Below are 22,723 nucleotides of genomic sequence, written 5' to 3' on the forward strand. Positions count from 1 at the left end.
ATTTTAACATTTAGATTTGTTAAAAAGCGTTAAATTTGTTGACTATTTAGTAAAAAAAATATTAAAAAATCAAACAAACATTTATGAGAAAAATTGTTGCTTCAGTATTTTTGCTATTATTCTTGGTTACAGGAATACAAGCACAAAATATTGTTAAAGGAGTTGTTTCAGATGGCAATTCCGAAAAAACGCTACCTAATGTTTTGGTGAGCGTAAAAAGCACAAAAATAAATCAAGTCACAGGGCTTGATGGAGTTTTTGTTCTTAAAAATTTATCAAACGGAACTTATATATTAGAGATTAAATTAGAGGGTTATGAAACTCAAAATTTCCCGGTAGAACTTTCTGGTAAAACTATTGATCTAGGGACTATATTGTTATATGAAGATATATCTGAAGATCAAGATATAAGTACTGTAACAATTACAGACGATGAGTTAAATGATGATGCAAGTGCTGCTGATAATATTTCTGGGTTATTACAAGCTTCTAGAGATATCTATTTAAGAACTGCTGCTTATGAATTTAGTTCTTCATTTTTTAGAATTAGAGGTTTAGATTCTGAAAACGGAAAGCTTCTTATTAATGGTTTAGATATGAACAAGCTTTATAGTGGTAGACCACAATGGAGTAATTGGGGAGGTTTAAATGATGTTTTAAGAAATCAAGAATTTAGTACAGGTTTAACTGCTTCTGCATATACTTTTGGCGGTATTTTAGGTTCTACAAATATTAATGTTAGAGCATCAAAACAAAGAGCAGGTACTCGTATTTCTTATGCATCTTCAAACAGAAGTTATGCACATAGAGCTATGGTTACTCATTCTTCTGGTTTGTCAGAAAAAGGTTGGGCATATACAGTTGCGGCAAGTAGAAGAGCAGGTAATGAGGGGTATGTAGATGGTACAATGTATAATGCTAATTCTATGTTTCTTTCTTTAGAAAAGAAATTTAATGATAAGCATAGTTTAAATTTTACTTCTATTACTGCATTTAATAGAAGAGGTAAATCTGCACCACAAACTCAAGAAGTTTTTGATTTAAAAGGAATTAAATATAATTCTTATTGGGGGTACCAAGATGGGAAAATTAGAAACTCTCGAATAAAAGAAGTTTCAGAGCCGATATTAATGTTAAATCATTATTGGGATTTAGATGAAAACACATCTATTAATACAAATGTTTCTTACCAATTTGGTAAAACAGGAAACAGTAGAATTGATAATAACGGAACTAGAGTAGATGGAACTGCAGTAGATGGAAATGGAAATCCTTATATCGTAAATTTAGGAGCTTCAAACCCAGATCCTACATATTATCAAAAATTACCTAGTTATGGTTTAAGACAAGGATATTCTAATATTTATGGTATTCATCAAAACTTTGTAAATGATGGTCAGTTAGATTGGAATAGTTTATATAACGCTAATTTAAATCCATATAATCAAGGTAATTCATCTTATGTATTATATGAAGATAGAAATGATGATACTCAATTTACTGTAAATAGTATTTTAGATAAAGAGATATCAGAAAACATAACTTTAAATGCAAGAGTTCAGTATACAAGATTAAAATCTAGAAATTTTGCTGAGGTTATAGATTTATTAGGAGGAACAGGTTATTTAGATGCAGATTCTTTTGCAGATTCATTTGATGAAAAACAAAATGATTTATTAAACCCTTTGAATGTAGTTGGTGTTGGAGAAAAATTTAAATACAACTTTAATTTATATTCTAATGTTGTAGATGGTTTTGTTCAAAGTCAGTTTAAATATAATAAAGTAGACTTTTTTGTTGCAGCAAGTGTATCAACAACTTCTCACCAAAGAGAAGGATTATTTCAAAACGGAGGTTTTGCTAATAACTCTTTAGGTAAATCAGAAGAATTATCTTTTACAAATTACGGAGCAAAAGCAGGAGCAACTTATAAATTATCTGGTCGTCATTTATTTGATTTTAATGCAGGTTATTTAACAAAAGCTCCTAATTTAAGAAACTCATTTTCTAATTCAAGAGAAAACAATAGTACTGTAGATAATTTAACAAGTGAAAAAGTTTTATCTGCAGATGCAAGCTATATTTTTAGAAGCCCAATAGTACAAGCCAAATTATCTGGTTATTATACAATGGTGCAAGATGCTACAGAAATTTCTTTTTTCTTTGCTGATGGAATTGGAGGAGATAACACAGCATTTGTACAAGAAATTTTATCAGGAATTGATAAAAAACATTTTGGAGCAGAATTTGGTATAGAAGCACAAGTAACACCAACTATTAAATTAAAAGGTGCTGCAAATGTTGGTCAATATACTTATGACAATAATCCAAATTTATACTTAACAACAGAAAACAATACTCGTTCTCAAGACGCAGGTTTTGTTAATGGACGTAAAGATTTTGGAGAAGCAAATCTTAAAAATTACAAATTAGCTGCAGGACCACAAACAGCTTATTCTGTTGGTTTCGAGTATAGAGATCCTGATTATTGGTTTGTTGGTGCAACTGCTAATTTTTTCGATAATGTTTATGTAGACATTGCTCCTCTAACAAGAACTTCTAATTTTGCAGATGATGGTGGAGTTCCATTTAACGATTATGATGTAGATATTGCAAGAGAATTATTACAACAAGAAAAATTTGATAATTATATGGTTGTAAATATGATTGGTGGTAAATCTTGGAAAATTGGAAATCAATATATTAGTGTATTTGCAAGTATTGGAAATCTTTTTAATACCGAATACAAATCTGGTGGATTTGAACAAGGTAGAAATGCAAATTACAGACAGTTAAAAGAAGATAAAGAACTAGATACTCCAGTATTCGGAAACAAATATTGGTTTGGTAGAGGAACAAATTATTTCTTAAATTTAAATTACAGATTCTAAAAAATTGAAAAACTCATTAATAGATCAAATTATGAAAACAAATAAAATTTATGGCTTTTTATCATTTTTAATGATAGCCTTCGCAATAACATCTTGTGTAGATGATGGTAGTTTTACAGTACCTAATGTTACAGTAGAAGAACCTAACATTACACCAAACTCAACAATATTAGCTATTCAAACAGCTTTGCAACAAGAATACAATTCTAATGGAGATGTAGTTTACAGTTTTTATGACAATCCAGATAACCCTACTTATGTAGAAGGTTATGTAGTTTCTACAGATGCTACAGGGAATTTTTATAAAAAAATAATAGTTCAAGATAAAATAGAAAATCCAACTGCTGGTATAGAGGTTGTTTTAAATAAAACATCTTTAGGAGAAACTTATGAAGTTGGTAGAAAAATCTATATTAAATTAGATGGATTATCGGTTTCTTATGATGATGGTGAAAGTGCAAGTTGGATTAATCCTACAAACGGAATTGTTGGTAAATATGTATTAGGTGCTTTAGACGGAGACCAAGTAGATGATATTCCTTCAACTTCTGTTAAAGATCATATTTTTAGGTCTGCAACAGTTGCAGATATAGTGCCAACATCTATTAATTTAGCAGATATTACAGAAGCACATATTAATACATTAATTCAATTACCTTCAGCTCAAATGTTAAAGTCAGATTTAACAAAAACATTTGCAGGTGAAGCTTCTGATGAATATGATGGTTTTAGAACTATTTTTGAATGTGAAACTGAAAAAACAATTCTATTACAAACAAGTACTTTTGCAAGTTTTAAATCTAACCTTGTTCCTCAAGGAAGAGGAACTTTTACAGCAGTTCTTTCTAAAGATTATGCTTCTGAGTTTTTAGTAGCTATCGCAAATACACCTTCAGATTTAGCTTTTACAGATGCTGACAGATGTGACCCTCCAGTATTAGAATGTACAGGGTCAGTAGGAGGAAGTGTTGTTGTTTTAGATGAAGATTTCGAATCTTTAACAACTGCAGCAGCTCTTACAGCTGCTGGGTGGACAAGCGTTAATGCAAATGGAGGTACAACTTTATTTGCTCCTACAAATTTTAGTGGTAATAGTTACGTTCAAGTTTCTGCATACAGAAGTGGAGAATCTCCATTAGAAGCATGGTTAGTTTCTCCAGCAATTAATTTAGATGCTACAACTGGTGAAGAGCTAACATTCGAAACAAACACAGGTTATGATAATGGTAAAGCATTATCTGTATATATATCTTCAGATTTTACAGGAGATGTATCAACTGCAACTTGGTTAAAAGTAGATGCAGCTTTATCAGAAGGACCTTCTTCTGGATATAATTCTTTTTCTAGCTCAGGATCAATAAATATTTCTTGTTTATCTGGTGATGTACATGTTGCTTTTAAATATGATGGAGCAGATGGAGGTGTAACAACTACTTTTCAAGTTGATAACGTAAAAGTTACAGGAAACTAATTAAGTAATAAATTTATATTTTAAGCCAGTAAAGTTAATTCTTTACTGGTTTTTTTTATTTTTACTCTATGGAAAAAATAGAGCATATTGGTATAGCAGTAAAAGATTTAGAAAAATCTAATGAGTTATTTGCTTCATTATTTGGTGAGCCTCATTATAAAATGGAAGAGGTTGTCTCTGAAGGTGTTAAAACTTCTTTTTTTAAAACAGGTCCAAATAAAGTAGAATTGCTAGAAGGCACAACTCCAGAAAGCCCAATAAGTAAATTTATAGAGAAAAGAGGAGAAGGAATTCATCATATCGCATTTGCAGTTTCAGACATAAAATCAGAAGTTATAAGACTTCAAAAAGAGGGATTTAAAGTTTTAAATGAAACACCAAAAAAAGGAGCAGACAATAAATTAGTTGTTTTTTTACATCCAAAATCTACAAATGGAGTTCTTATAGAACTGTGCCAAGAAATAGAATAGTTAAATTACTGCCAACTCTTACTGTCAACTGATTACTAATTATTATCTTGCCAGCTTAAAACTATCTTATAAAAATGTCTGCAAAATTTGATTCTTATCAAAAACGAAGGCTGCAATCTTCTTACTTTTCTGTAGTAATAAGCATTGCTTTAGTGCTTTTTATGGTCGGTATTTTAGGATTAGTTTTATTAAAATCTACTTCAGTTGCAAATCGTGTTAAAGAAAAAGTAGCTATTACATTATTCTTAAAAGATCATGTTTCGACTAAAAATAGAAACGATTTAAAAGCTTCTTTGCAAAAAGAAGAATTCACAAAAAGAATAATTTATACTAGTAAAGAAAAAGCAGCCAAAATTTATAGTAAAGAAATTGGCGAAGATTTTTTAACGTTTTTAGGTAAGAATCCATTAAAAAATGCAATAGATGTTTATTTAAAAGCAGATTTTGTTACTCCAGAAAAAATGCAGCAATTAGAAGAACATTTTTTAAAAAATGCTTTTATAACTGATGTTTCTTATGATAAACCTCTAATAAATTTATTAACTAAAAATATTAAAAGAATCAGTTTTTGGTTGTTAGTAATTAGTGGTTTTTTTGGTTTAGTTGCAATGATTTTAATTAATAGCTCAATACGATTATCTATTTATTCTAAACGTTTTAATATTAAAACCATGCAAATGGTTGGAGCAACAAAGGGTTTTATTAGAAAACCATTTATTTGGCAAAGTATAAAATTAGGAACTCTTGGAGCATTAATAGCTATCATTGGCTTAGGTATTATCATTTTTTATATTGATAAATATGCACCAAGTTTAGGTTTGCTAAAAGATTATGTAACTATGGGGTATTTAGTAGGTGGGGTTTTAGTTTCTGCTTTTTTAATTACTTTAATAAGTACATTTTTTGCAACACAACGTTTCTTAAATCTACAAACAGACGAACTTTATTATTAAAAATATGGAAAACGAAAATATACAAAAGCCAGCCTTTTTATTTGGGAAAAGAAATTACATCATTATGGTAATTGGAATCATTTTTATATCTCTTGGCTTTATTTTTATGGCAGGAGGTGGAAGTGATAACCCAGAAGTTTTTAATGAAGAAATATATAATTGGCAACGAATTCGTTTAGCTCCAACTTTAGTAATTATTGGTTTAGGAGTAGAAATTTACGCTATTTTAGCAAACCCTAAAAAATAATAATGGACGTTTTAGAAGCAATAGTATTAGGAATTGTGCAAGGTTTAACAGAGTTTTTACCTGTTTCTTCAAGTGGACATTTAGAATTAGTAAAAGCAATTTTAGGAGATACTTCTGTGCCAGAAGAAAGCTTAACTTTTACGGTAGTTTTACATTTTGCAACTGCATTAAGTACTTTAGTGATTTTTAGAAAAGAAGTAGCCGAAATTTTTAAAGGTTTATTTCAGTTTAAATGGAATGATGAATTTAAGTTTTCATTAAAAATAATTATTTCTATGTTACCAGCAGTTGTTGTTGGTTTGCTTTTTGAAGAGCAATTAGAATCTTTTTTTGGAGGAAAAATATTATTAGTAGGTGTTATGTTATTAGTAACTGCGGTGCTTTTATTACTAGCAGATAAAGCAAAAAATACCAATAAAGAAGTTTCTTTCTCAAATTCAGTTATTATCGGAATTTCTCAAGCAATTGCAATGTTGCCAGGTATTTCTAGGTCTGGAGCAACAATTTCTACGTCAGTTTTATTAGGAATAGATAGAACAAGAGCTGCAAAGTTTTCTTTTTTAATGGTAGTTCCTTTAATTTTTGGAAAAATTGGAAAAGATTTATTAGGAGGTGATATTAGTTTTCATTCATCAGAAATTATACCTATTTCTGCAGGTTTTATAGCTGCATTTGTAGCTGGTTTATTAGCTTGTAAATGGATGATTGCTTTAGTTAAAAAAAGTAAATTGTCTTACTTCTCTTTATATTGTGCCATTGTTGGTTTTGTTGCAATTGGTTATGTCGTTTTTAATTAATACTGAATAGATTCAGCGAAAATAATGACAGAAGAAGATTTTAAAAACGGTCAGGTTTTATTGATAGATAAACCACTAAATTGGACTTCTTTTCAGGTGGTTAACAAACTTAGATGGGAAATTAGACAACGTTTTAATATTAAGAAAATTAAAGTGGGTCATGCTGGTACTTTAGATCCTTTAGCCACAGGTTTGTTAATTATTTGTACTGGCAAACAAACTAAAGAGATAAATGTATACCAAGGGCAAGTAAAAGAGTATACAGGCACTTTTACAATTGGAGCAACAACACCTAGCTACGATTTAGAAACAGAGGTAGATAAAACATACCCTACAGATCATATAACAGAAAATTTGCTATATGAAACTACAAAACAGTTTTTAGAAGAAATACAGCAAAAACCACCTATTTTTTCAGCAATCAAAAAAGATGGTAAACGTTTATATGAGTTAGCCAGAAAAGGAGAAACTACTGAAATAAAAGAAAGAAATGTAACTATTTCAGAATTTGAAATTACTAAAATTAATTTACCAGAAGTAGCATTTAGAGTTGTATGTAGTAAAGGAACTTACATACGTTCTTTAGCTTACGATTTTGGTTTAGCACTTAATTCTGGTGCTCATTTATCAGCTTTAAGAAGAACTAAAATTGGAGATTTTTCTGTTGAAAATGCAGTTTCTGTAGAAGAATTTATTCAAAAATTAAAATCAACAGAATCTTAAAATTTAACTTCATTTTTAAATAAAAAAACCCAAGCAATTTGCTTGGGTTTATACTTTATAAAGAAAAGTAGATAATTATTTCTTAGCTAATAAATCTCTAATTTCTCCTAATAAATCTTCTTGACTAGGTCCTTTTGGAGCTTCTGGTTTAGGTTCTTCTTTCTTTTTAGTTTTGTTGTATGCTTTTACAATCATAAACATTACAAAACCAACAATAATTAAGTTGATAATCGTATCAATCCAAGCACCATATGTAATTGCATTTTCTGGTGTAGTTACTTTACCTGCTGCGTCTAAAATAGCTTCAGATAAAACATATTTTTGATCAGCTAAACTTACACCTCCTGTAAATAAACCTACAACTGGCATAACAATATTACTTACAAAACCTTTTACAACTGCACCAATTGCACCAGCCATAATTACAGCAACTGCAAATTCAATTACATTACCACCTGTAATAAATTCTTTAAATTCTTTTAACATTTTATTTGATTTTTAATTAATTATTAGAATGCTAAAGTACTAAAAAAAACTATACTTTTAACACTTTCTTAACACGATGAGAAATAGCGGTAAGTATTTCATATGGAATTGTTTCTGAAACATCTGCAATGTTTTGTATCATTTCGTGACTATTAAATACAACTACTTCATCTCCTTCTTTGCAATTAATCTTAGAAACATTTACCATAATCATATCCATACAAACATTACCAACAATTGGTGCTTTTTGATTATTTATAATTACAAAACCTTTTTTATTTCCTAATTTTCTTGAAATACCATCTGCATGCCCTACAGGTATTGTAGCTGTTTTTGTTTGTCTTTTAGCTACAAAAGCTCTATTATAACCAACTGTTTCTCCTGGTTCTACGATATGAATTTGAGAAATAATAGATTTTAAATTATGCGTATTTTTAAGTTGAATTGTTTCTTTTTCATCATTCCCAAAACCATAGAGACCAATTCCAATTCTTACCATATCAAACTGTGCTTTTGGAAAATTAACAACACCAGAAGTGTTTAAAATATGTAACATAGGTTCATAACCTAAATGTTTGTAAAATTGTTGCGCAATATATGCGAAATTGTTAATTTGATTAATAGTAAAATCTTGTTCTTCTAAATCTTCACTTGCAGCTAAATGAGAAAAAATAGAAGCTGCTTTTACATGTGTAGTTTCTTTTAAGCTGGTAATTATTTTAGGAATATCTGTATGCCAAAAACCAAGTCTATTTAATCCTGTATTAAATTTTATATGAATAGGGTAATTCATTAACGGTACTTCATCTGCCAATTTTAAAAAAGCATTAAAAATTTTAAAATTGTATAAATTAGGTTCTAGTCTATAATCAATAATAGCTTGTAAATTTTGTATTTGAGGGTGTAAAACTAAAATAGGTGTTTTTATATTTGCCGCTCTTAAGGCAATTCCTTCGTTAGTATAAGCTACAGCAAAATAATCTACTTTTTCTTCTAGAAATCTAGCAATTTGTTCAGCATCACTTCCATATCCAAAAGCTTTAACAACAGCTAAAATTTTTGTTTTTGGTTGTAGTTTTTGTTTAAAATAATTAAGATTATGCAATAATGCATTGCTATCTATTTCTAAAACCGTTACATGATTATTCATTTATGAAGAACTTGTTTCAGAATCATTTAAATTAGATTCTATATTTTTTGTTGAAGTAATTTCTTCTTGCTGATTTCTTAATGCTTTGTAATATGCAGCTCTACTTAAAGGTTCATATTCTTGTGTTTCACCAAGCATAACTAAATCATCATTTTGTGCTTTTCTAAAGCTATAATGAGCCAAATTACCTGTATGTGTACAAACAGCATGTACTTTAGTTACATATTCTGCAGTTGCCATTAAAGCAGGCATAGGCCCAAAAGGATTTCCTTTAAAATCCATATCTAAACCAGCAACAACTACTCTAATACCTCTATTTGCTAAATCGTTACAAACTGCAACAATTTCATCATCAAAAAACTGAGCTTCATCAATACCAACAACATCTACATCAGTAGCCAACAAACGAATATTTGAAGCCACAGGTACAGGTGTTGATCGAATTCTATTGTCATTATGAGAAACAACTTCTTCTTCGTCATAACGTACATCTACAGCAGGTTTAAAAATTTCTACACGCTGTTTTGCAAATTGTGCACGTTTTAATCTTCTAATTAATTCTTCTGTCTTACCAGAAAACATAGAGCCACAAATAACTTCTATCCAACCAAATTGTTCTGTATGATTTACTGTATTTTCGAGAAACATTTTGTAATTTTAGGCATTAAAATATTAGTTTTGATGTTACTTTGACTTTCAACAAATTTAATAATTTTTACGAGTAAAAAATAAATTCAACTTACAACTTATGCACAAAAGATTAGAAACAGATTTAATGAGTTTGGCACACAGCATTTTAAAAATGAAGAATAAAGCTGATGTATTTGCTTTAAAAGAAAAATCGCAAGAAATTTATGAAAAGTTATCATTGTTGGCATTTATTGAAGAATATGTAAATACAACACCTAATGAAAAAATAACAAAAGAAGAATTTATTTCTAAAATTGAAGGCGCTCTTGAAAAACGAGATTCTAATGAAAAAAATGAGGTAGAAAAAGTAATACATCAATTAGAAGAAGTAACTGATATTTTACAAGTTGAGCAAAAAGAAGAAATTAAGATTGAAACCGAAATAGAAGAAATTTTAGAACAACCATTTGAAGAGTTAGAAGAAATTATGTTTTCTAAACCTAAAATAGAACCAGAAATAATAAATGAAGTTGTAAAAGTAGAAGAGCATAAAACAATGTCTTTAGAAGAAGAGTTAAAAGATACTATTTCTGTGGATGAAATTGCAACCTTATTTGATATTCCTGCTCCAAAATCTTTAAATGATAAGTTAAATACAAACATTCAAATTGGTTTAAATGATAGAATTACTTTTGTAAAAAACTTGTTCGAAGGAAGTCAAGAAGATTTTAATAGAGTTATTTCTCAAGTAAATACATATGCAACTGAAAAAGAAGCAAAAAAATTTATAAATAAAATGGTAAAACCAGATTACGATTGGTCTCAACAAGAAGAGTTAGAATCTCGTTTATTAGAGATTATAGAACGTAAATTTGCATAATTAAAAAAGTAAAAATGGAAGAAGTAAAAAATCATACAAAATATATATTTTGTATGAAATGGGGAACACTTTATGGAGCAGAATATGTAAATAGGTTATTTTCTATGGTTCAGAAAAATTTAACTTATGATTTTAAAATGGTTTGTTTTACAGATAATTCAAAAGGCATTATTAACGATGTTGATTGTTATGATATTCCTGAAATGGAAATAAGAACAGACATTCCTGAAAGAATGTGGAAAAAACTTACAACATTAAAAAAAGATTTATATAGACTACAAGGAACTGCTCTTTTTTTAGATTTAGATATAGTTATTGTAGATAATATAGATTGTTTTTTTGAAGTTGATGGTTCTTTTAGAATTATTAAAGACCATAGTTGGAGAAGTTGGAGAATTACAGGAAATTCATCAGTTTATAGATTTGAAATAGGAAAGCACGGTTATGTTTTTGATGATTTTTTAAAGAATTTTGATGAAATAAGAAACCTACATAGAAATGAGCAAGAATACCTTACACATGCCATTAATGATAAAGATAAACTTCAATATTGGGATAAAGAATGGTGCCCTAGTTTTAAATATGATTGTGTTTCAAGGTTTCCACTAGCATTTTGGAAAAAACCAACAATACCAAAAGGATCTAAAATAATTATTTTTCACGGAGAAATAAATCCTCATAAAGCCATAGAAGGAGGGAGAGGAAAATGGTATAGATATGTAAGAGCTGCTCCTTGGGTTGCAGATTATTGGAAATAAATTAGAAACAATAATAGCCTTGATTAAAATTAAGGCTATTATTTATTATTAATAATTTGTTTCTTCAATGTAAGTTGAATTGCTTCAAAAACAATAAAAATCAGACTTACCTTTATCATCTACATAAGCAATTTTATTAGGTTGTTTGTCTTTTTCTTAACCATTATTATAAAAATAATAGGTATTCTCAGAAGTTTTTTGATTTGAAAATTCAAATTAATCTCACCTTTATTAAGTAAGTTAATTTTTAATATAAAAAAATTTAGAAAACTACAAATTGTAACAAACCTAATTGTTAGTCGTCTTCATTTTAAAACCAATTATTATGACACGATTAGCAACAATTCTATTTGCATTTTTTATTACAACAGTAGCTGCTCAAGAAGCTCAATTCGAAAAATTTTATAAAATAAATAAAGAAAAATCTACCTTCTCAATTAATTTATCAGCTTCATTAGCAGGTTCATTTTTAGATGATGAAAATGATGGTGATTTAATGAATATCATTAAAAAATCGAGTGATTTTAAATTGATGATTTTTGATAATCAAGACAATAATATATCTAATGATTTTAAAAAATTTAGAAGAAAAAATAAATTAAAAACATTGGCAAGAGTAAAAGACAATGGAAGTAAAGCAGAATTATTTATTCTTGAAAAAAATAATTATATAAGAGAAATCGTTATTAGAACAAATAGTAATAATGATAAATTGGTGCTGTTTGGCTTAAAAACAAAAATTACTCATGATGAGTTAGCTGCAATGATTTCTTCTTCGGATATTAATGTATCTTTAGATTAAACCCAAAAGAGAAGATTTAACCAATCTTCTCTTTTAGTTTTTCTATTATTTTTTTGCTATTACCAATAAAAATTTCATCATCCAAAATAAAAACAGGTCGTTTTAAAAACGTATACTCATCTAAAAGAAACTGTCTATAATCAGCTTCAGATAAATCCTGGTTTTTTAAATCCATAGCCTTATACAATTTAGCACGTTTATTAAAAAGAGCTTCATAACTGCCAGATAATTTATGCATTTCTTCTAATTGCGCAACAGTAATGTTGTTTGCTTTTATTTCCTGACGTTCAAAACCATCAGTATTAACTTCCTTTAAAATTCTACGGCAAGTATCACAAGTTTGTAAAAAATAGACTTTCTTCATTTTTATGGATTATATTTACGCATCCAAAATTATAGATAAAAAATGAATATACAATTTGATGTTTTAAGAAAATCTAGAGAACTTGTTTTAAAAGAGTTAGAGGGCTTAACACTAGAACAAATTCATACAATTCCTGCAGGATTTAAAAATAACATTGCTTGGAATGTGGCACATTTAGTAGTTACACAGCAGCTTTTACATTACAAATTATCGGGTTTAAACTGTTTGTGTCCAGACGATTTAATAGAGGCTCATAAAAAAGGAACTGCACCAACTAAAACTTTTACAGAAGAAGAGTTTGAAGAAGTAAAAGAACTTTTAATTGGTTTGCCAGACACCTTACAAGAAGATTTTGAAGCTGGTATTTTTCATTCATATACAGAATATCCAACAAGCACAGGTTTTGTGTTAACTTCTTTAAAAACAGCAATTACATTTAATAATTTTCATGAAGGAATTCATTATGGAATTATAAGATCTATTAAGAAGTTTTTATAGCTTTATTAGAAGCTATTTCCAGCTTTCACTACTCGCTTTTTTTCGTAAACTCAAAAAGAGCTCAAACAAACCGTTCAATCTGGGCTAAACTAGTCTGCCAACTTTTAGAATAATCATAAAAAAAAAGAGAGTACCAATTGGCATTCTCTTTTTTTTTTTTGAATTAAAATAATTTAGGGGATTTTTAATATTTTAATAGAATAATGGAGAACTAAAGTTTAAGTGGTAAACAATACCAAACTGAATATTTAACAACCATTCATTATTTTTATTCTCAATAACAGGAGCTTGTAAACCATCTATAGCATCAGAAAAGAAATATTGATACGTAAATTGGGTTACTAAATCTATTTTAGGAGCCACTTTAAATCTAGTTCCTAATCCTACAGCTAAAGAAATAGCTTCTCCAGAACCAACATTTAAAGAGTTTTGTAGAGTATATTTTTCTGGTAATACAGAAATATCTTCTTGCCAATCACCAATTTCAGAACTTAAACCATTAGTGTAAGAAGAATATTTAAATCCAAATGTAAAAAAAGGATTAATTCTAATGTTACTATAAGGAAATACAAATTCTTCTAAAGGACGTAAAAAGTACTCTAAATTTATTCCAATTTCAAGCATTCTTAGAGAACCTTTCATAGATTTTAATTGGTTACCAGCTTCAGATTTTTTTTGAGCCCATTCACCATGATGTTCTAAGGTAGAATTATCAAGATATTGTATTTCTGTTTTTACCAATAAATGGTTGTGAAGCACGTTGTTGGGGTCCCAACGTAAAGTTCTATTATAAAAACTAAGATAGTGTGCAACAGAAAACGTCTTTCCATTGTTATTCCATTCGCTGGCAAAATTGCCTCTTTGGCCGTAATCTGATTGCAGACTAGAAGAACCAACAAATGTACCAATGTCATGGGTGTAATGTTGAGCCTTAAATTCTAGAATAGCAACAATTACAAAAATAATTGTTATAGGGGTTTTCAAGATTTAGGGGTCTTAAAGTAAAAATCAAATATAGATTAAATAATTTTTAATTACAAAGCTTAATCTATATTTTTAATGGTAAAAATATTTTTATCTAAATAATAGTTAGCTCTTAACTCTAGTTCTTCACTAAAATAAATAATTTTTTCTGGTTGTTTTTTTAAGAGATAATTTCCAGTATCCCACTTATTATTTTTATTAGAATCTATAATGGCTCTAAAGAAATATGTTTTTGGTTCTAAGAGATCAAACCTAATTTGTTTAGAGTCTGTAATAAATCTTCTTTCTACTATTTTGTTTTTTTCTTTACCTTCTAAAAGTTCTATAATTAAATTTTCTGAAGTTTGGTTTACAATATCAATGGTAATGCGTCCGTAATCTTCTATTTCTTTTGTGCTAAAATTGTAATTTAAAGTGTCATTTTTTTGTTCAAATATGTCAAAAATAGCAGAGGGTAAAATGTTTAGTTTATATTTTTGCTGCGGTTTTTTATTAAAAACAAATCCAATTTTATTTTCTTTTTTAGAAATAAAACTAGAAAAAGGTAACTTTATAGAGTCTTTGTGTATAAAAACTATTTTACTAGTGTCAATTTTTACAAGTGGGTTGTTCGCTTTAATAAAAAAAGTATCTCTTAAATGTAGTGTTGCATTTGTTGAGGGGTTTAATAATAAAGAATCAATTTTTTTCTTACGAAGCCTAACAGTTACTGTGTCTACAAATTTATCGTTAGTAACAATAAAGTTTAAAGAATCTGTTTCTATAGGAGTATACCAATAATTAAGAGTGTCTTTGTCTATTTCGAATTTTGAAATACTTTTAAAATTTTTAGGAGTTTCAGAAATAATTTTAATTTTTAAATCTTTTACTTCCCCTTCATAACCAAATATTATTTTTCCTTTAGTTATTTCTTTTCCTCTTCTAAATTTATAAGGTTGAGTTTCTTTAAATAATATAATAGGTTTTTCTATAATACTATCTCTAGGTAAAGTAATAGTATCGTTGTAAAAACCTATTTTATCTTCTTTAGGGCTAAAAAGATAATCACTAATAGATTCTTTTAATGCAATCATTAAATAGTTTCCTTTTTTTAAGTTAGAAAGGTTAAAATGAGCAGTATCTAAAGTGTTAGTAACGTAATTGGGTTTTTGTTTAAAAACAATAGAATCTGTAAAAGAACTGTCTATTTTATATAATAATACATTTGTGTTTTTAGGTTTTGTATCTAAATAAGCATCTTTAATATTTCCAGAGGTAGTTAAAGAGTCTATATAATTACCTGTAGAAAATACATATTTAAAACTTTCTAATTTATTTCCTTCATTATTGTCTTCAATGGCGTTACCAAAGTTAATAATGTAAGTAGAGTTTTCTTGTAATGTATCTAAAATAGATAAATCTAAAAATTTACTTGCGGTACCTTGAGGGGTTACAAATAGAGGTGTTTTTAAGGGAGGTGAAACAATAAGTTGCTTGTTTAAATCTTTAAGTTTTATAAATTCGTTAAAGTTTAATCGTATTTCTTTTTTGTTAAAATTTACGATTTCATAAGGAGGATTTGCAGTTACAAACAAAGGTGCATCTTCATCTTTTGGACCACCTTCTGGTCTTCCTGTTCTTGCACAGTTAGCTAAAATAAGTATAGAAATACTAAAAAAAATAAAATTTAAAAACGGTTTCACAAAAAGTAAATTTTTATACAAATTAACAATATATTTTTCATTTAAAAATCATAAATTTTACTCAGTGTAGGCCATTGTTAAAATACTGACTTTAACATTTTCAGATTTTTGCAATTCTTTTGCGCAAGCTTCTAAGGTTGCACCCGTTGTAATTACATCATCAATAAGTAAAATATGTTTGTTTTTTACGGTAGATATATCTTTTAATTGAAATTTTGTATCAATATTATTAAAACGTTCAAAACGGGCTTTGAAAGTTTGAGTTTTAGAAGTAAAGTTTCTTTCTAAAACATCTTCTACAAATGGTTTTTTTAAATAAAAACTTAATCTTTCACCAAATTTAGAAACCTGATTATAACCTCTTTGTTTTAGTTTTTTATGGTGTAATGGCACAGGAATAATAAAATCGATTGTTGATAATTCTTTATTTTCTTTTAAAATTTCTCCTAACCAATTGCCAAAAAAAGAGCCTATTTCTTCATTTCCTTTATATTTAAGTTTATGAATTAATTTTTTTGTGATGCCTTCTTTTCTGTAGAAAAGAAGAGAATTTGCTTTTTCAACATTAATTCTGCCGTAAAAAGATTTCGATATTTTGTTTTCAGAATAATCTTTAAAATTAGTTAATGGCAAGTCGTGTCTGCAAAAAGTACAGATAACGTTTTCATTTTTAGTTAACTGATTTTCGCAATTAGCACATAATTCAGGATAAAATAACCTAAATAAATCTTTTAAAACTTTCATATCTTTCTTAGCAATTCCTTTTAAAGATAAGTAAAAAATTCAATATTAATAAGTTGTTTTTCTTTACTAAAAACTTGAAAAGTTTTTTCTTGAAAAATTTCTGTAAACGTGTATCTTTGCGCTCATTATGGCAAAACAAGAAGATCAATTTAAAAAAGTTTTATCGCACGCTAAAGAATATGGTTATGTTTTTCAGTCTTCTGAAATTTATGACGGTTTAAGTGCGGTTTACGATTACGCTCAAAATGGAGTTGAGTTAAAGAAAAATATTAGAGATTACTGGTGGAAAGCAATGGTGCAAATGCACGAAAACATTGTAGGAATAGACGCAGCAATATTAATGCATCCAACAACATGGAAAGCTTCTGGTCATGTAGATGCTTTTAATGACCCTTTAATTGACAATAAAGATTCTAAAAAACGTTACAGAGCAGATGTTTTAATTGAAGATTATTGTGCCAAAATTGAAGGTAAAATAAACAAGGAAGTTGCCAAAGCAGCAAAACGTTTTGGAGATGCTTTTAATAAAGAAGAATTTCTTGCAACTAATGGAAGAGTTGTTGGTTATCAAGAAAAAATAAACACAATTTTAGCAAGAATGGGTAAGTCTTTAGAAAATGAAGATTTAGCCGATGTTAAATTGTTAATAGAAGAATTACAAATTGCAGATCCTTTAACGGGTTCTAAAAACTGGACAGACGTTAAGCAATTTAACTTAATGTTTGGAACAAAATTAGGAGCTTCTGCAGAAACTGCAATGGATTTATATTTACGTCCAGAAACTGCTCAAGGTATTTTTGTAAACTTCTTAAATGTGCAAAAAACGGGTAGAATGAAAATTCCTTTCGGAATTGCACAAACTGGTAAAGCTTTTAGAAATGAGATTGTAGCAAGACAATTTATTTTTAGAATGCGTGAGTTTGAACAAATGGAAATGCAATTTTTTGTAAAACCAGGAACTCAAAAAGAGTGGTATGAGGCTTGGAAAGAAACGCGTTTAAAATGGCATTTATCTTTAGGTATGGGAGCAGAGAACTACCGTTTTCATGACCATGATAAATTAGCTCATTATGCAGATGCAGCTGCAGATATTGAATTTAATTTTCCTTTTGGTTTTAAAGAGTTAGAAGGAATTCACTCAAGAACAGACTTCGATTTAAAAGCGCATGAAGAATTTTCTGGTAAGAAATTACAGTATTTCGATCATGAAGAAAATAAAAGCTATGTGCCTTATGTTGTAGAAACTTCTATTGGTTTAGATAGAATGTTTTTAGCTGTTTTTTCTAACTCTTTAAAAGAAGAGGTTTTAGAAAATGGAACAACAAGAACGGTTTTAAAATTACCAGCAGTTTTAGCTCCTTTTAAAGCAGCAGTTTTACCATTAGTTAAAAAAGATGGTTTACCAGAAGTTGCGCGTAAAATTATGGATGATTTAAAATGGGATTTTAACGTGTTTTACGATGAAAAAGATGCAGTTGGTAAGCGTTATAGAAGACAAGATGCAGCAGGAACTCCATTTTGTATTACTGTAGATCACGACACTTTAGAAGATAATTGTGTTACCATTAGGCATAGAGATACAATGGAACAGAAAAGAGTTGCTATTGCAGATTTAAAAGAAATTATAAAAGCAGAAGTAGCTATTAAAACTTGGTTACAGAAAATGTAATTGATAATTATTTGCATAAAAAAAAGGAGCATCAAATATTTGATGCTCCTTTTTTTATAATATAAATTTAATGTTATGCTTTTTTATCTGCACAACATGCCATTTTACAATCTTCTTTACAAAACATTTTACCGTCTTTGTCTTTAGTGCAACAAGCTTTTTCTTTAGATTTTGTTTCACATTTCTCTTTACATTCTTTCTTAGCGCCATCTTTAGTTTTGCATTTTTCTTTACAAGTTTCAGAACATTTAGCTCCTTCTTTTTTAGAAGTAATAGAAGCTTTATATAATTCTCCTCCTGCAATTCCGTCGACAAAAGCAACTAAGTCTTTCTTAGATGTTTTATTTGCATCAAATTCTATATTAGCAATACTGTCTGTAAAAACAACTTTAGCATCTAAAACACCTTCTTTTTTAGATAATTTAGATTGAATTGTTTTAGCACAACCAATTTCGCAAGTCATACCAGAAATAGCTAAAGAAACATTTTCTTTTTTAACAGGTAGTACTTCTTTCTTTGTTTCTGTTTTACACCCTGTTAAAACAAATAATGATATTGCTACAGAAAATAATAATTTTTTAATTTTCATCAGATTAAGTTATTAAATAATTGTACAAATTTATTAATAAAAGAGTTGACTTTTAAACTTTTATCGGATTTTTGTTCAAAATTTTCATTAAAAATGGATAATCAACAAAAAAAGTGGTTTTACCTTATTGTACTTTCATTAGTTTGGGGGAGTTCTTTTATATTAATGAAGAAAGCTTTGTTGGGTGTTACTCCTATTCAATTAGGCGCTTTAAGAATGATTTTTACAGCCTTATTTTTATTGTTAATAGGTTTTAATAGTATTAAAAAGATACAAAAGAAGCATTGGCTATATATTATTTATACTGCTCTTTTGGGGACTTTTATTCCAGTTTTTCTGTTTTCATATGCTGTTTTAGGAATTGATAGTGCTATTGTTTCAATTTTAAATTCATTTACACCTTTTAATACTTTTATTTTTGGAGCTATTGTTTTTGGTTTTTCGTTTAAGAAAAAACAGTTTATCGGTATTATAGTTGGTTTGATAGGGACAATTATTCTGATCTTAAAAGGAGCAGATTTAAATCCGAATCAAAATTATTGGTATGCTATTTTAGTCTTAATAGCTTCTGTTGGTTATGCTTTTAATGTAAATATTGTAAAAAAGTATTTATCAGATTTAGATGCCTTAGCAATTACAGCAGGAAACTTTTTGTTGTTAATTTTACCAGCAACAATAGTTTTAGCTTTTACAGGTTTTTTTACTTCTTTTGAAGCTAATGAAACAGGTTTAGAATCTTTAGGATATATTGCTACTCTTTCTGTTGTAGGAACAGGAATTGCTAAAACAATGTTTAATAAACTGGTGCATATTTCGAATCCAATCTTCTCATCATCTGTAACTTATTTAATTCCTATTGTAGCTGTTTTTTGGGGAGTTATTGATGGAGAAAAACTAAGTGTAATTCAGCTTTTTGCAGGGATAATAATATTATTTGGTGTCTATTTGGTAAATAAAGCAAAATAAATTTAGTATAAAGATTGGTATTTCCTTGATTTTGATTGAATTATTTACAATAAAATATGGTTAAATTGTAAAAAAGATGTATATTTGCACCCGCATTTTCGTTTGGAGGATGTAAAATAATAAGTATTAATACGCAAAACAGATAGTATGTACGCAATCGTAGAGATAGCAGGGCAGCAGTTTAAAGTAGCAAAAGACCAAAAAGTATACGTTCATCGTTTACAAGGGGAAGAAGGATCAAAAGTAACTTTTGATAACGTTCTTTTACTTGATGAAAAAGGGAATGTAACTATTGGCGCCCCAGCTATAGAAGGAGCTTCAGTAACAGCTCAAATTTTAAGTCACTTAAAAGGTGATAAAGTAATCGTCTTCAAAAAGAAAAGAAGAAAAGGTTATCAAAAGAAAAACGGACATAGACAGTATTTAAGTGAGATTCAAATTGAATCTATTTCTACTACTGGTGCTAAGAAAGCTGCAAAAAAAGCTGCTCCTAAAGCAAAAGCTACTCCTAAAAAAGCTGCAAAAGCAGATGACTTAAAGAAAATTGAAGGTGCAGGTCCTAAAGCTGCAGAAGCTCTAGTAAATGCAGGTTTAGATACTTTTGCAAAAGTAGCAAAAGCAGATCCAGCTAAATTGAGTGAAATCTTAACAGAAGCAAGTTCTAGATTATCTCATTTAGTTACAACTACTTGGCCAAAACAAGCAGGTTTAGCTGCTGAAGGTAAGTGGGATGAATTAAAAGAATTACAAGATAGATTAGACGGAGGAATTGAAAAATAATTCCTAATAATTTAACTTTAACCTATAAAAACTCAATAACATGGCACATAAAAAAGGTGTAGGTAGTTCGAAGAATGGTAGAGAATCAGAATCGAAACGACTAGGAGTAAAAATATTTGGAGGACAAGCTGCAATTGCAGGTAACATCTTAGTTCGTCAAAGAGGAACAACTCATAATCCAGGAGAAAACGTTTACATGGGTAAAGATCATACTTTACATGCAAAAGTTGATGGAATAGTAGAATTCCGTAAGAAAAAAGATAATAGATCTTATGTATCTATTACTCCATTTGAAGCTTAATAATTTAAGTTTTATTTAATACAAAAAAGCCTAAACATTTATTGTTTAGGCTTTTTTGTATTTAAAAGATTGCATTTTGTACTTTTGCAGTTATGAAATTTTTATACGACCAATTGGTCTTTATTACATCTTTATTTTTACCAATAATAGGATTGTTTAATGCGAAAATTAAACTTTTTGTAAGTGGAAGAAAAGAATCTTTTTCTAAAATTTCTGAATTAAAAAATAAGAAAACTATTTGGTTTCATACAGCTTCTTTAGGTGAGTTTGAACAAGCAAGACCAATAATAGAAGAATTAAAAAAACAACACCTTAATTATAAAGTCTTAGTTACTTTTTTTTCTCCTTCTGGTTATGAGATTAGAAAAAACTATAGTTTAGCAGATGTTGTTTGTTATTTACCTCTAGATTCTAAATCTAATGTAAGAAAATTTATAAAAGAAGTAAATCCTATATTAGCAATTTTTGTAAAATATGAATTTTGGCCCAATTTTTTAAATGAATTAAAAAGTAAAGAAATTCCTACAATTTTAGTTTCAGGAATTTTAAGAGATAAACAGCTGTTTTTTAAAAGTTACGGAGGTTTTATGAGAGATTCATTAAAAGCATTTCATCATTTCTTTGTTCAGGATGAAAACTCTAAAAATTTATTGAACTCTATTGATCTTGATAATGTAACTGTATCTGGAGACACACGTTTTGATAGAGTTTCTAAGATTTTAGAACAAGACAATACTTTAGATTTTATCAATCAATTTAAAGATAATAAATACACAATTGTTGCAGGTAGTACTTGGAGTGAAGGTGAAGAAATGTTAGTTAATTACATAAATAATAATACTTCAAAAGATGAAAAATTTATCATTGCACCTCATAATATTAAAAGTGATGCAATTTTAGAATTACAGAAATCAATCCATAAAAAAACAGTTTTGTTTTCTGATAAAAAGGATAAAAATTTAGCAGAATATCAAGTTTTTATTATTGATACTATTGGAATTTTAACCAAAATTTATGCAGCAGCAGATATTGCTTATGTTGGTGGAGGTTTAAAAACAGGTTTGCACAATATTTTAGAACCTGCAACTTTTGGAATTCCTGTAGTGATTGGAAATAAATACGACAAATTTAAAGAAGCTGTAGATTTGGTTAAAATTGGTGGATGTATTTCTATCAAAAATCAAGAAGAATTTACACAGAATTTCATCACATTAAAAGAAGATGAAAATTTTAGAAACCTAACAGGAGTCATCAATAAAAAATACATTCAAGACAATCTTGGAGCAACCAAAATAATTATGAACTACTTAAAAACGAAACTATAAAAATGGAATTTATAACACAACCCTGGCCCTGGTATGTTGGTGGTCCTTTAATTGCATTGGTGCTATTTTTAACTTTTTATTTTGGAAAAGTATTTGGTGTTTCTAGAAGTTTAGAAACCTTTTGTACCATTAGTGGAGCTGGTAAATTAACTGATTATTTTAAAGTTGATTTAAAAGAAAGCAAATGGAGTTTGTTTTTTATAACAGGAATTGTAATTGGTGGTTTCATTTCATCAGAATTTTTAATGTCATCTCAAGCAATAGATTTAAATCCAACTACGGTTAAAGAATTGGCAGATTTAGGTTTTGCAAATGCAGGAGATTCCTATTTACCTGAAGAAATATTTAGTTTAGAAAACTTACTATCTGTAAAAGGATTTTTAATTTTAATAGGTGCAGGAATCTTAATAGGTTTTGGAACACGTTATGCAGGTGGTTGTACCTCTGGTCATGCAATAACGGGTTTAAGTAATTTACAACTACCATCTTTAGTGGCAACAATAGGTTTTTTTATTGGTGGTTTAATAATGACTTGGTTTATAATCCCTTTAATTTTTTAGACA

Annotated in this window: 25 protein-coding genes; 17 read left to right on the forward strand and 8 right to left on the reverse strand. The window is 28.4% G+C overall.

Features of this window, described 5'->3' with window-relative positions:
- Positions 1-83 precede the first annotated feature (83 nt).
- The 7 genes from ABJG40_RS14095 to truB all read left to right on the forward strand — a co-directional run bounded on the left by ABJG40_RS14095 (position 84) and on the right by truB (position 7,552).
- Positions 84-2,891, forward strand: coding sequence for a carboxypeptidase-like regulatory domain-containing protein (locus ABJG40_RS14095; protein ID WP_348025231.1), 2,808 nt, complete (start codon positions 84-86; stop codon positions 2,889-2,891).
- A gap of 31 nt (positions 2,892-2,922) precedes the next feature.
- The gene (locus ABJG40_RS14100; RefSeq protein WP_348025232.1) at positions 2,923-4,362 is read left to right on the forward strand and encodes a DUF5689 domain-containing protein; all 1,440 of its coding nucleotides are present in this window, start codon (positions 2,923-2,925) and stop codon (positions 4,360-4,362) included.
- A gap of 68 nt (positions 4,363-4,430) precedes the next feature.
- Positions 4,431-4,832, forward strand: a complete 402-nt coding sequence (gene mce / locus ABJG40_RS14105) for a methylmalonyl-CoA epimerase (protein ID WP_348025233.1) — start codon at positions 4,431-4,433, stop codon at positions 4,830-4,832.
- Between the two features lie 74 nt (positions 4,833-4,906).
- Positions 4,907-5,785 carry a permease-like cell division protein FtsX gene (locus tag ABJG40_RS14110; protein WP_348025234.1) on the forward strand — a complete coding sequence of 293 codons (879 nt, stop codon included), beginning with the start codon at positions 4,907-4,909 and terminating at the stop codon, positions 5,783-5,785.
- 4 nt (positions 5,786-5,789) lie between these two features.
- On the forward strand, positions 5,790-6,032 hold the full coding sequence (locus ABJG40_RS14115; RefSeq protein WP_348025235.1) for a DUF3098 domain-containing protein: 243 nt from the start codon (positions 5,790-5,792) through the stop codon (positions 6,030-6,032).
- A 2-nt stretch (positions 6,033-6,034) separates the two neighbouring features.
- Positions 6,035-6,829: an undecaprenyl-diphosphate phosphatase gene (locus ABJG40_RS14120; RefSeq protein ID WP_348025236.1), complete on the forward strand. Its 795-nt coding sequence runs from the start codon at positions 6,035-6,037 to the stop codon at positions 6,827-6,829.
- Positions 6,830-6,853: 24 nt separating this feature from the next.
- Positions 6,854-7,552 carry a tRNA pseudouridine(55) synthase TruB gene (gene truB, locus ABJG40_RS14125; protein WP_348025237.1) on the forward strand — a complete coding sequence of 233 codons (699 nt, stop codon included), beginning with the start codon at positions 6,854-6,856 and terminating at the stop codon, positions 7,550-7,552.
- Between the two features lie 75 nt (positions 7,553-7,627).
- Here truB and mscL read toward each other — a convergent pair whose 3' ends face one another.
- The 3 genes from mscL to ABJG40_RS14140 are packed head-to-tail and all read right to left on the reverse strand — an operon-like array spanning position 7,628 to position 9,836.
- Positions 7,628-8,038 carry a large conductance mechanosensitive channel protein MscL gene (mscL, locus tag ABJG40_RS14130; protein WP_348025238.1) on the reverse strand — a complete coding sequence of 137 codons (411 nt, stop codon included), beginning with the start codon at positions 8,036-8,038 and terminating at the stop codon, positions 7,628-7,630.
- Positions 8,039-8,087: 49 nt separating this feature from the next.
- Complete coding sequence (gene alr, locus ABJG40_RS14135) at positions 8,088-9,188, reverse strand: alanine racemase (protein ID WP_348025239.1); 1,101 nt, start codon at positions 9,186-9,188, stop codon at positions 8,088-8,090.
- On the reverse strand, positions 9,189-9,836 hold the full coding sequence (locus ABJG40_RS14140; protein ID WP_348025240.1) for a thymidine kinase: 648 nt from the start codon (positions 9,834-9,836) through the stop codon (positions 9,189-9,191).
- A 100-nt stretch (positions 9,837-9,936) separates the two neighbouring features.
- Here ABJG40_RS14140 and ABJG40_RS14145 point away from each other — a divergent pair, with 100 nt between their 5' ends.
- From ABJG40_RS14145 to ABJG40_RS14155, 3 genes are all read left to right on the forward strand, one after another.
- Positions 9,937-10,698: a hypothetical protein gene (locus ABJG40_RS14145; RefSeq protein WP_348025241.1), complete on the forward strand. Its 762-nt coding sequence runs from the start codon at positions 9,937-9,939 to the stop codon at positions 10,696-10,698.
- Between the two features lie 14 nt (positions 10,699-10,712).
- A complete protein-coding gene (locus ABJG40_RS14150; protein ID WP_348025242.1) occupies positions 10,713-11,456 on the forward strand; it encodes a glycosyltransferase in 744 nt (247 codons plus the stop codon).
- Between the two features lie 325 nt (positions 11,457-11,781).
- Entirely contained in the window at positions 11,782-12,258 is a 477-nt protein-coding gene (locus tag ABJG40_RS14155; RefSeq protein ID WP_348025243.1) for a DUF4252 domain-containing protein, read from the forward strand.
- Positions 12,259-12,274: 16 nt separating this feature from the next.
- On the opposite strand, the gene ABJG40_RS14160 is transcribed toward ABJG40_RS14155, so the two are convergent.
- The gene (locus ABJG40_RS14160; RefSeq protein WP_348025244.1) at positions 12,275-12,622 is read right to left on the reverse strand and encodes an ArsC/Spx/MgsR family protein; all 348 of its coding nucleotides are present in this window, start codon (positions 12,620-12,622) and stop codon (positions 12,275-12,277) included.
- Positions 12,623-12,664: 42 nt separating this feature from the next.
- On the opposite strand from ABJG40_RS14160, the gene ABJG40_RS14165 reads away from it, so the two are divergent.
- Positions 12,665-13,120: a DinB family protein gene (locus tag ABJG40_RS14165; protein WP_348025245.1), complete on the forward strand. Its 456-nt coding sequence runs from the start codon at positions 12,665-12,667 to the stop codon at positions 13,118-13,120.
- A gap of 192 nt (positions 13,121-13,312) precedes the next feature.
- On the opposite strand, the gene ABJG40_RS14170 is transcribed toward ABJG40_RS14165, so the two are convergent.
- The 3 genes from ABJG40_RS14170 to ABJG40_RS14180 are packed head-to-tail and all read right to left on the reverse strand — an operon-like array spanning position 13,313 to position 16,530.
- Positions 13,313-14,104, reverse strand: a complete 792-nt coding sequence (locus ABJG40_RS14170; protein ID WP_348025246.1) for a hypothetical protein — start codon at positions 14,102-14,104, stop codon at positions 13,313-13,315.
- 59 nt (positions 14,105-14,163) lie between these two features.
- A complete protein-coding gene (locus ABJG40_RS14175) occupies positions 14,164-15,786 on the reverse strand; it encodes an Ig-like domain-containing protein (RefSeq protein ID WP_348025247.1) in 1,623 nt (540 codons plus the stop codon).
- Between the two features lie 57 nt (positions 15,787-15,843).
- A complete protein-coding gene (locus tag ABJG40_RS14180) occupies positions 15,844-16,530 on the reverse strand; it encodes a ComF family protein (protein ID WP_348025248.1) in 687 nt (228 codons plus the stop codon).
- A gap of 127 nt (positions 16,531-16,657) precedes the next feature.
- On the opposite strand from ABJG40_RS14180, the gene ABJG40_RS14185 reads away from it, so the two are divergent.
- A complete protein-coding gene (locus tag ABJG40_RS14185) occupies positions 16,658-18,199 on the forward strand; it encodes a glycine--tRNA ligase (RefSeq protein ID WP_348025249.1) in 1,542 nt (513 codons plus the stop codon).
- A 73-nt stretch (positions 18,200-18,272) separates the two neighbouring features.
- Here the strand turns inward: ABJG40_RS14185 and ABJG40_RS14190 are convergent, their stop codons facing one another.
- Positions 18,273-18,788 carry a cation transporter gene (locus ABJG40_RS14190; protein WP_348025250.1) on the reverse strand — a complete coding sequence of 172 codons (516 nt, stop codon included), beginning with the start codon at positions 18,786-18,788 and terminating at the stop codon, positions 18,273-18,275.
- A 93-nt stretch (positions 18,789-18,881) separates the two neighbouring features.
- Here ABJG40_RS14190 and ABJG40_RS14195 point away from each other — a divergent pair, with 93 nt between their 5' ends.
- From ABJG40_RS14195 to ABJG40_RS14215, 5 genes are all read left to right on the forward strand, one after another.
- Positions 18,882-19,754 carry a DMT family transporter gene (locus ABJG40_RS14195; protein WP_348025251.1) on the forward strand — a complete coding sequence of 291 codons (873 nt, stop codon included), beginning with the start codon at positions 18,882-18,884 and terminating at the stop codon, positions 19,752-19,754.
- 147 nt (positions 19,755-19,901) lie between these two features.
- The gene (gene rplU, locus ABJG40_RS14200) at positions 19,902-20,534 is read left to right on the forward strand and encodes a 50S ribosomal protein L21 (RefSeq protein ID WP_348025252.1); all 633 of its coding nucleotides are present in this window, start codon (positions 19,902-19,904) and stop codon (positions 20,532-20,534) included.
- A gap of 40 nt (positions 20,535-20,574) precedes the next feature.
- Positions 20,575-20,835 (forward strand): 50S ribosomal protein L27, encoded by a 261-nt coding sequence (gene rpmA / locus ABJG40_RS14205; protein WP_249980973.1) that lies wholly within the window; start codon positions 20,575-20,577, stop codon positions 20,833-20,835.
- Positions 20,836-20,927: 92 nt separating this feature from the next.
- A complete protein-coding gene (locus tag ABJG40_RS14210; protein ID WP_348025253.1) occupies positions 20,928-22,160 on the forward strand; it encodes a glycosyltransferase N-terminal domain-containing protein in 1,233 nt (410 codons plus the stop codon).
- Between the two features lie 2 nt (positions 22,161-22,162).
- Positions 22,163-22,720: a YeeE/YedE thiosulfate transporter family protein gene (locus tag ABJG40_RS14215; RefSeq protein WP_348025254.1), complete on the forward strand. Its 558-nt coding sequence runs from the start codon at positions 22,163-22,165 to the stop codon at positions 22,718-22,720.
- Positions 22,721-22,723 lie beyond the last annotated feature (3 nt).

Source organism: Polaribacter sp. (genome assembly GCF_039939415.1).
Taxonomy (GTDB): Bacteria; Bacteroidota; Bacteroidia; order Flavobacteriales; family Flavobacteriaceae; genus Polaribacter.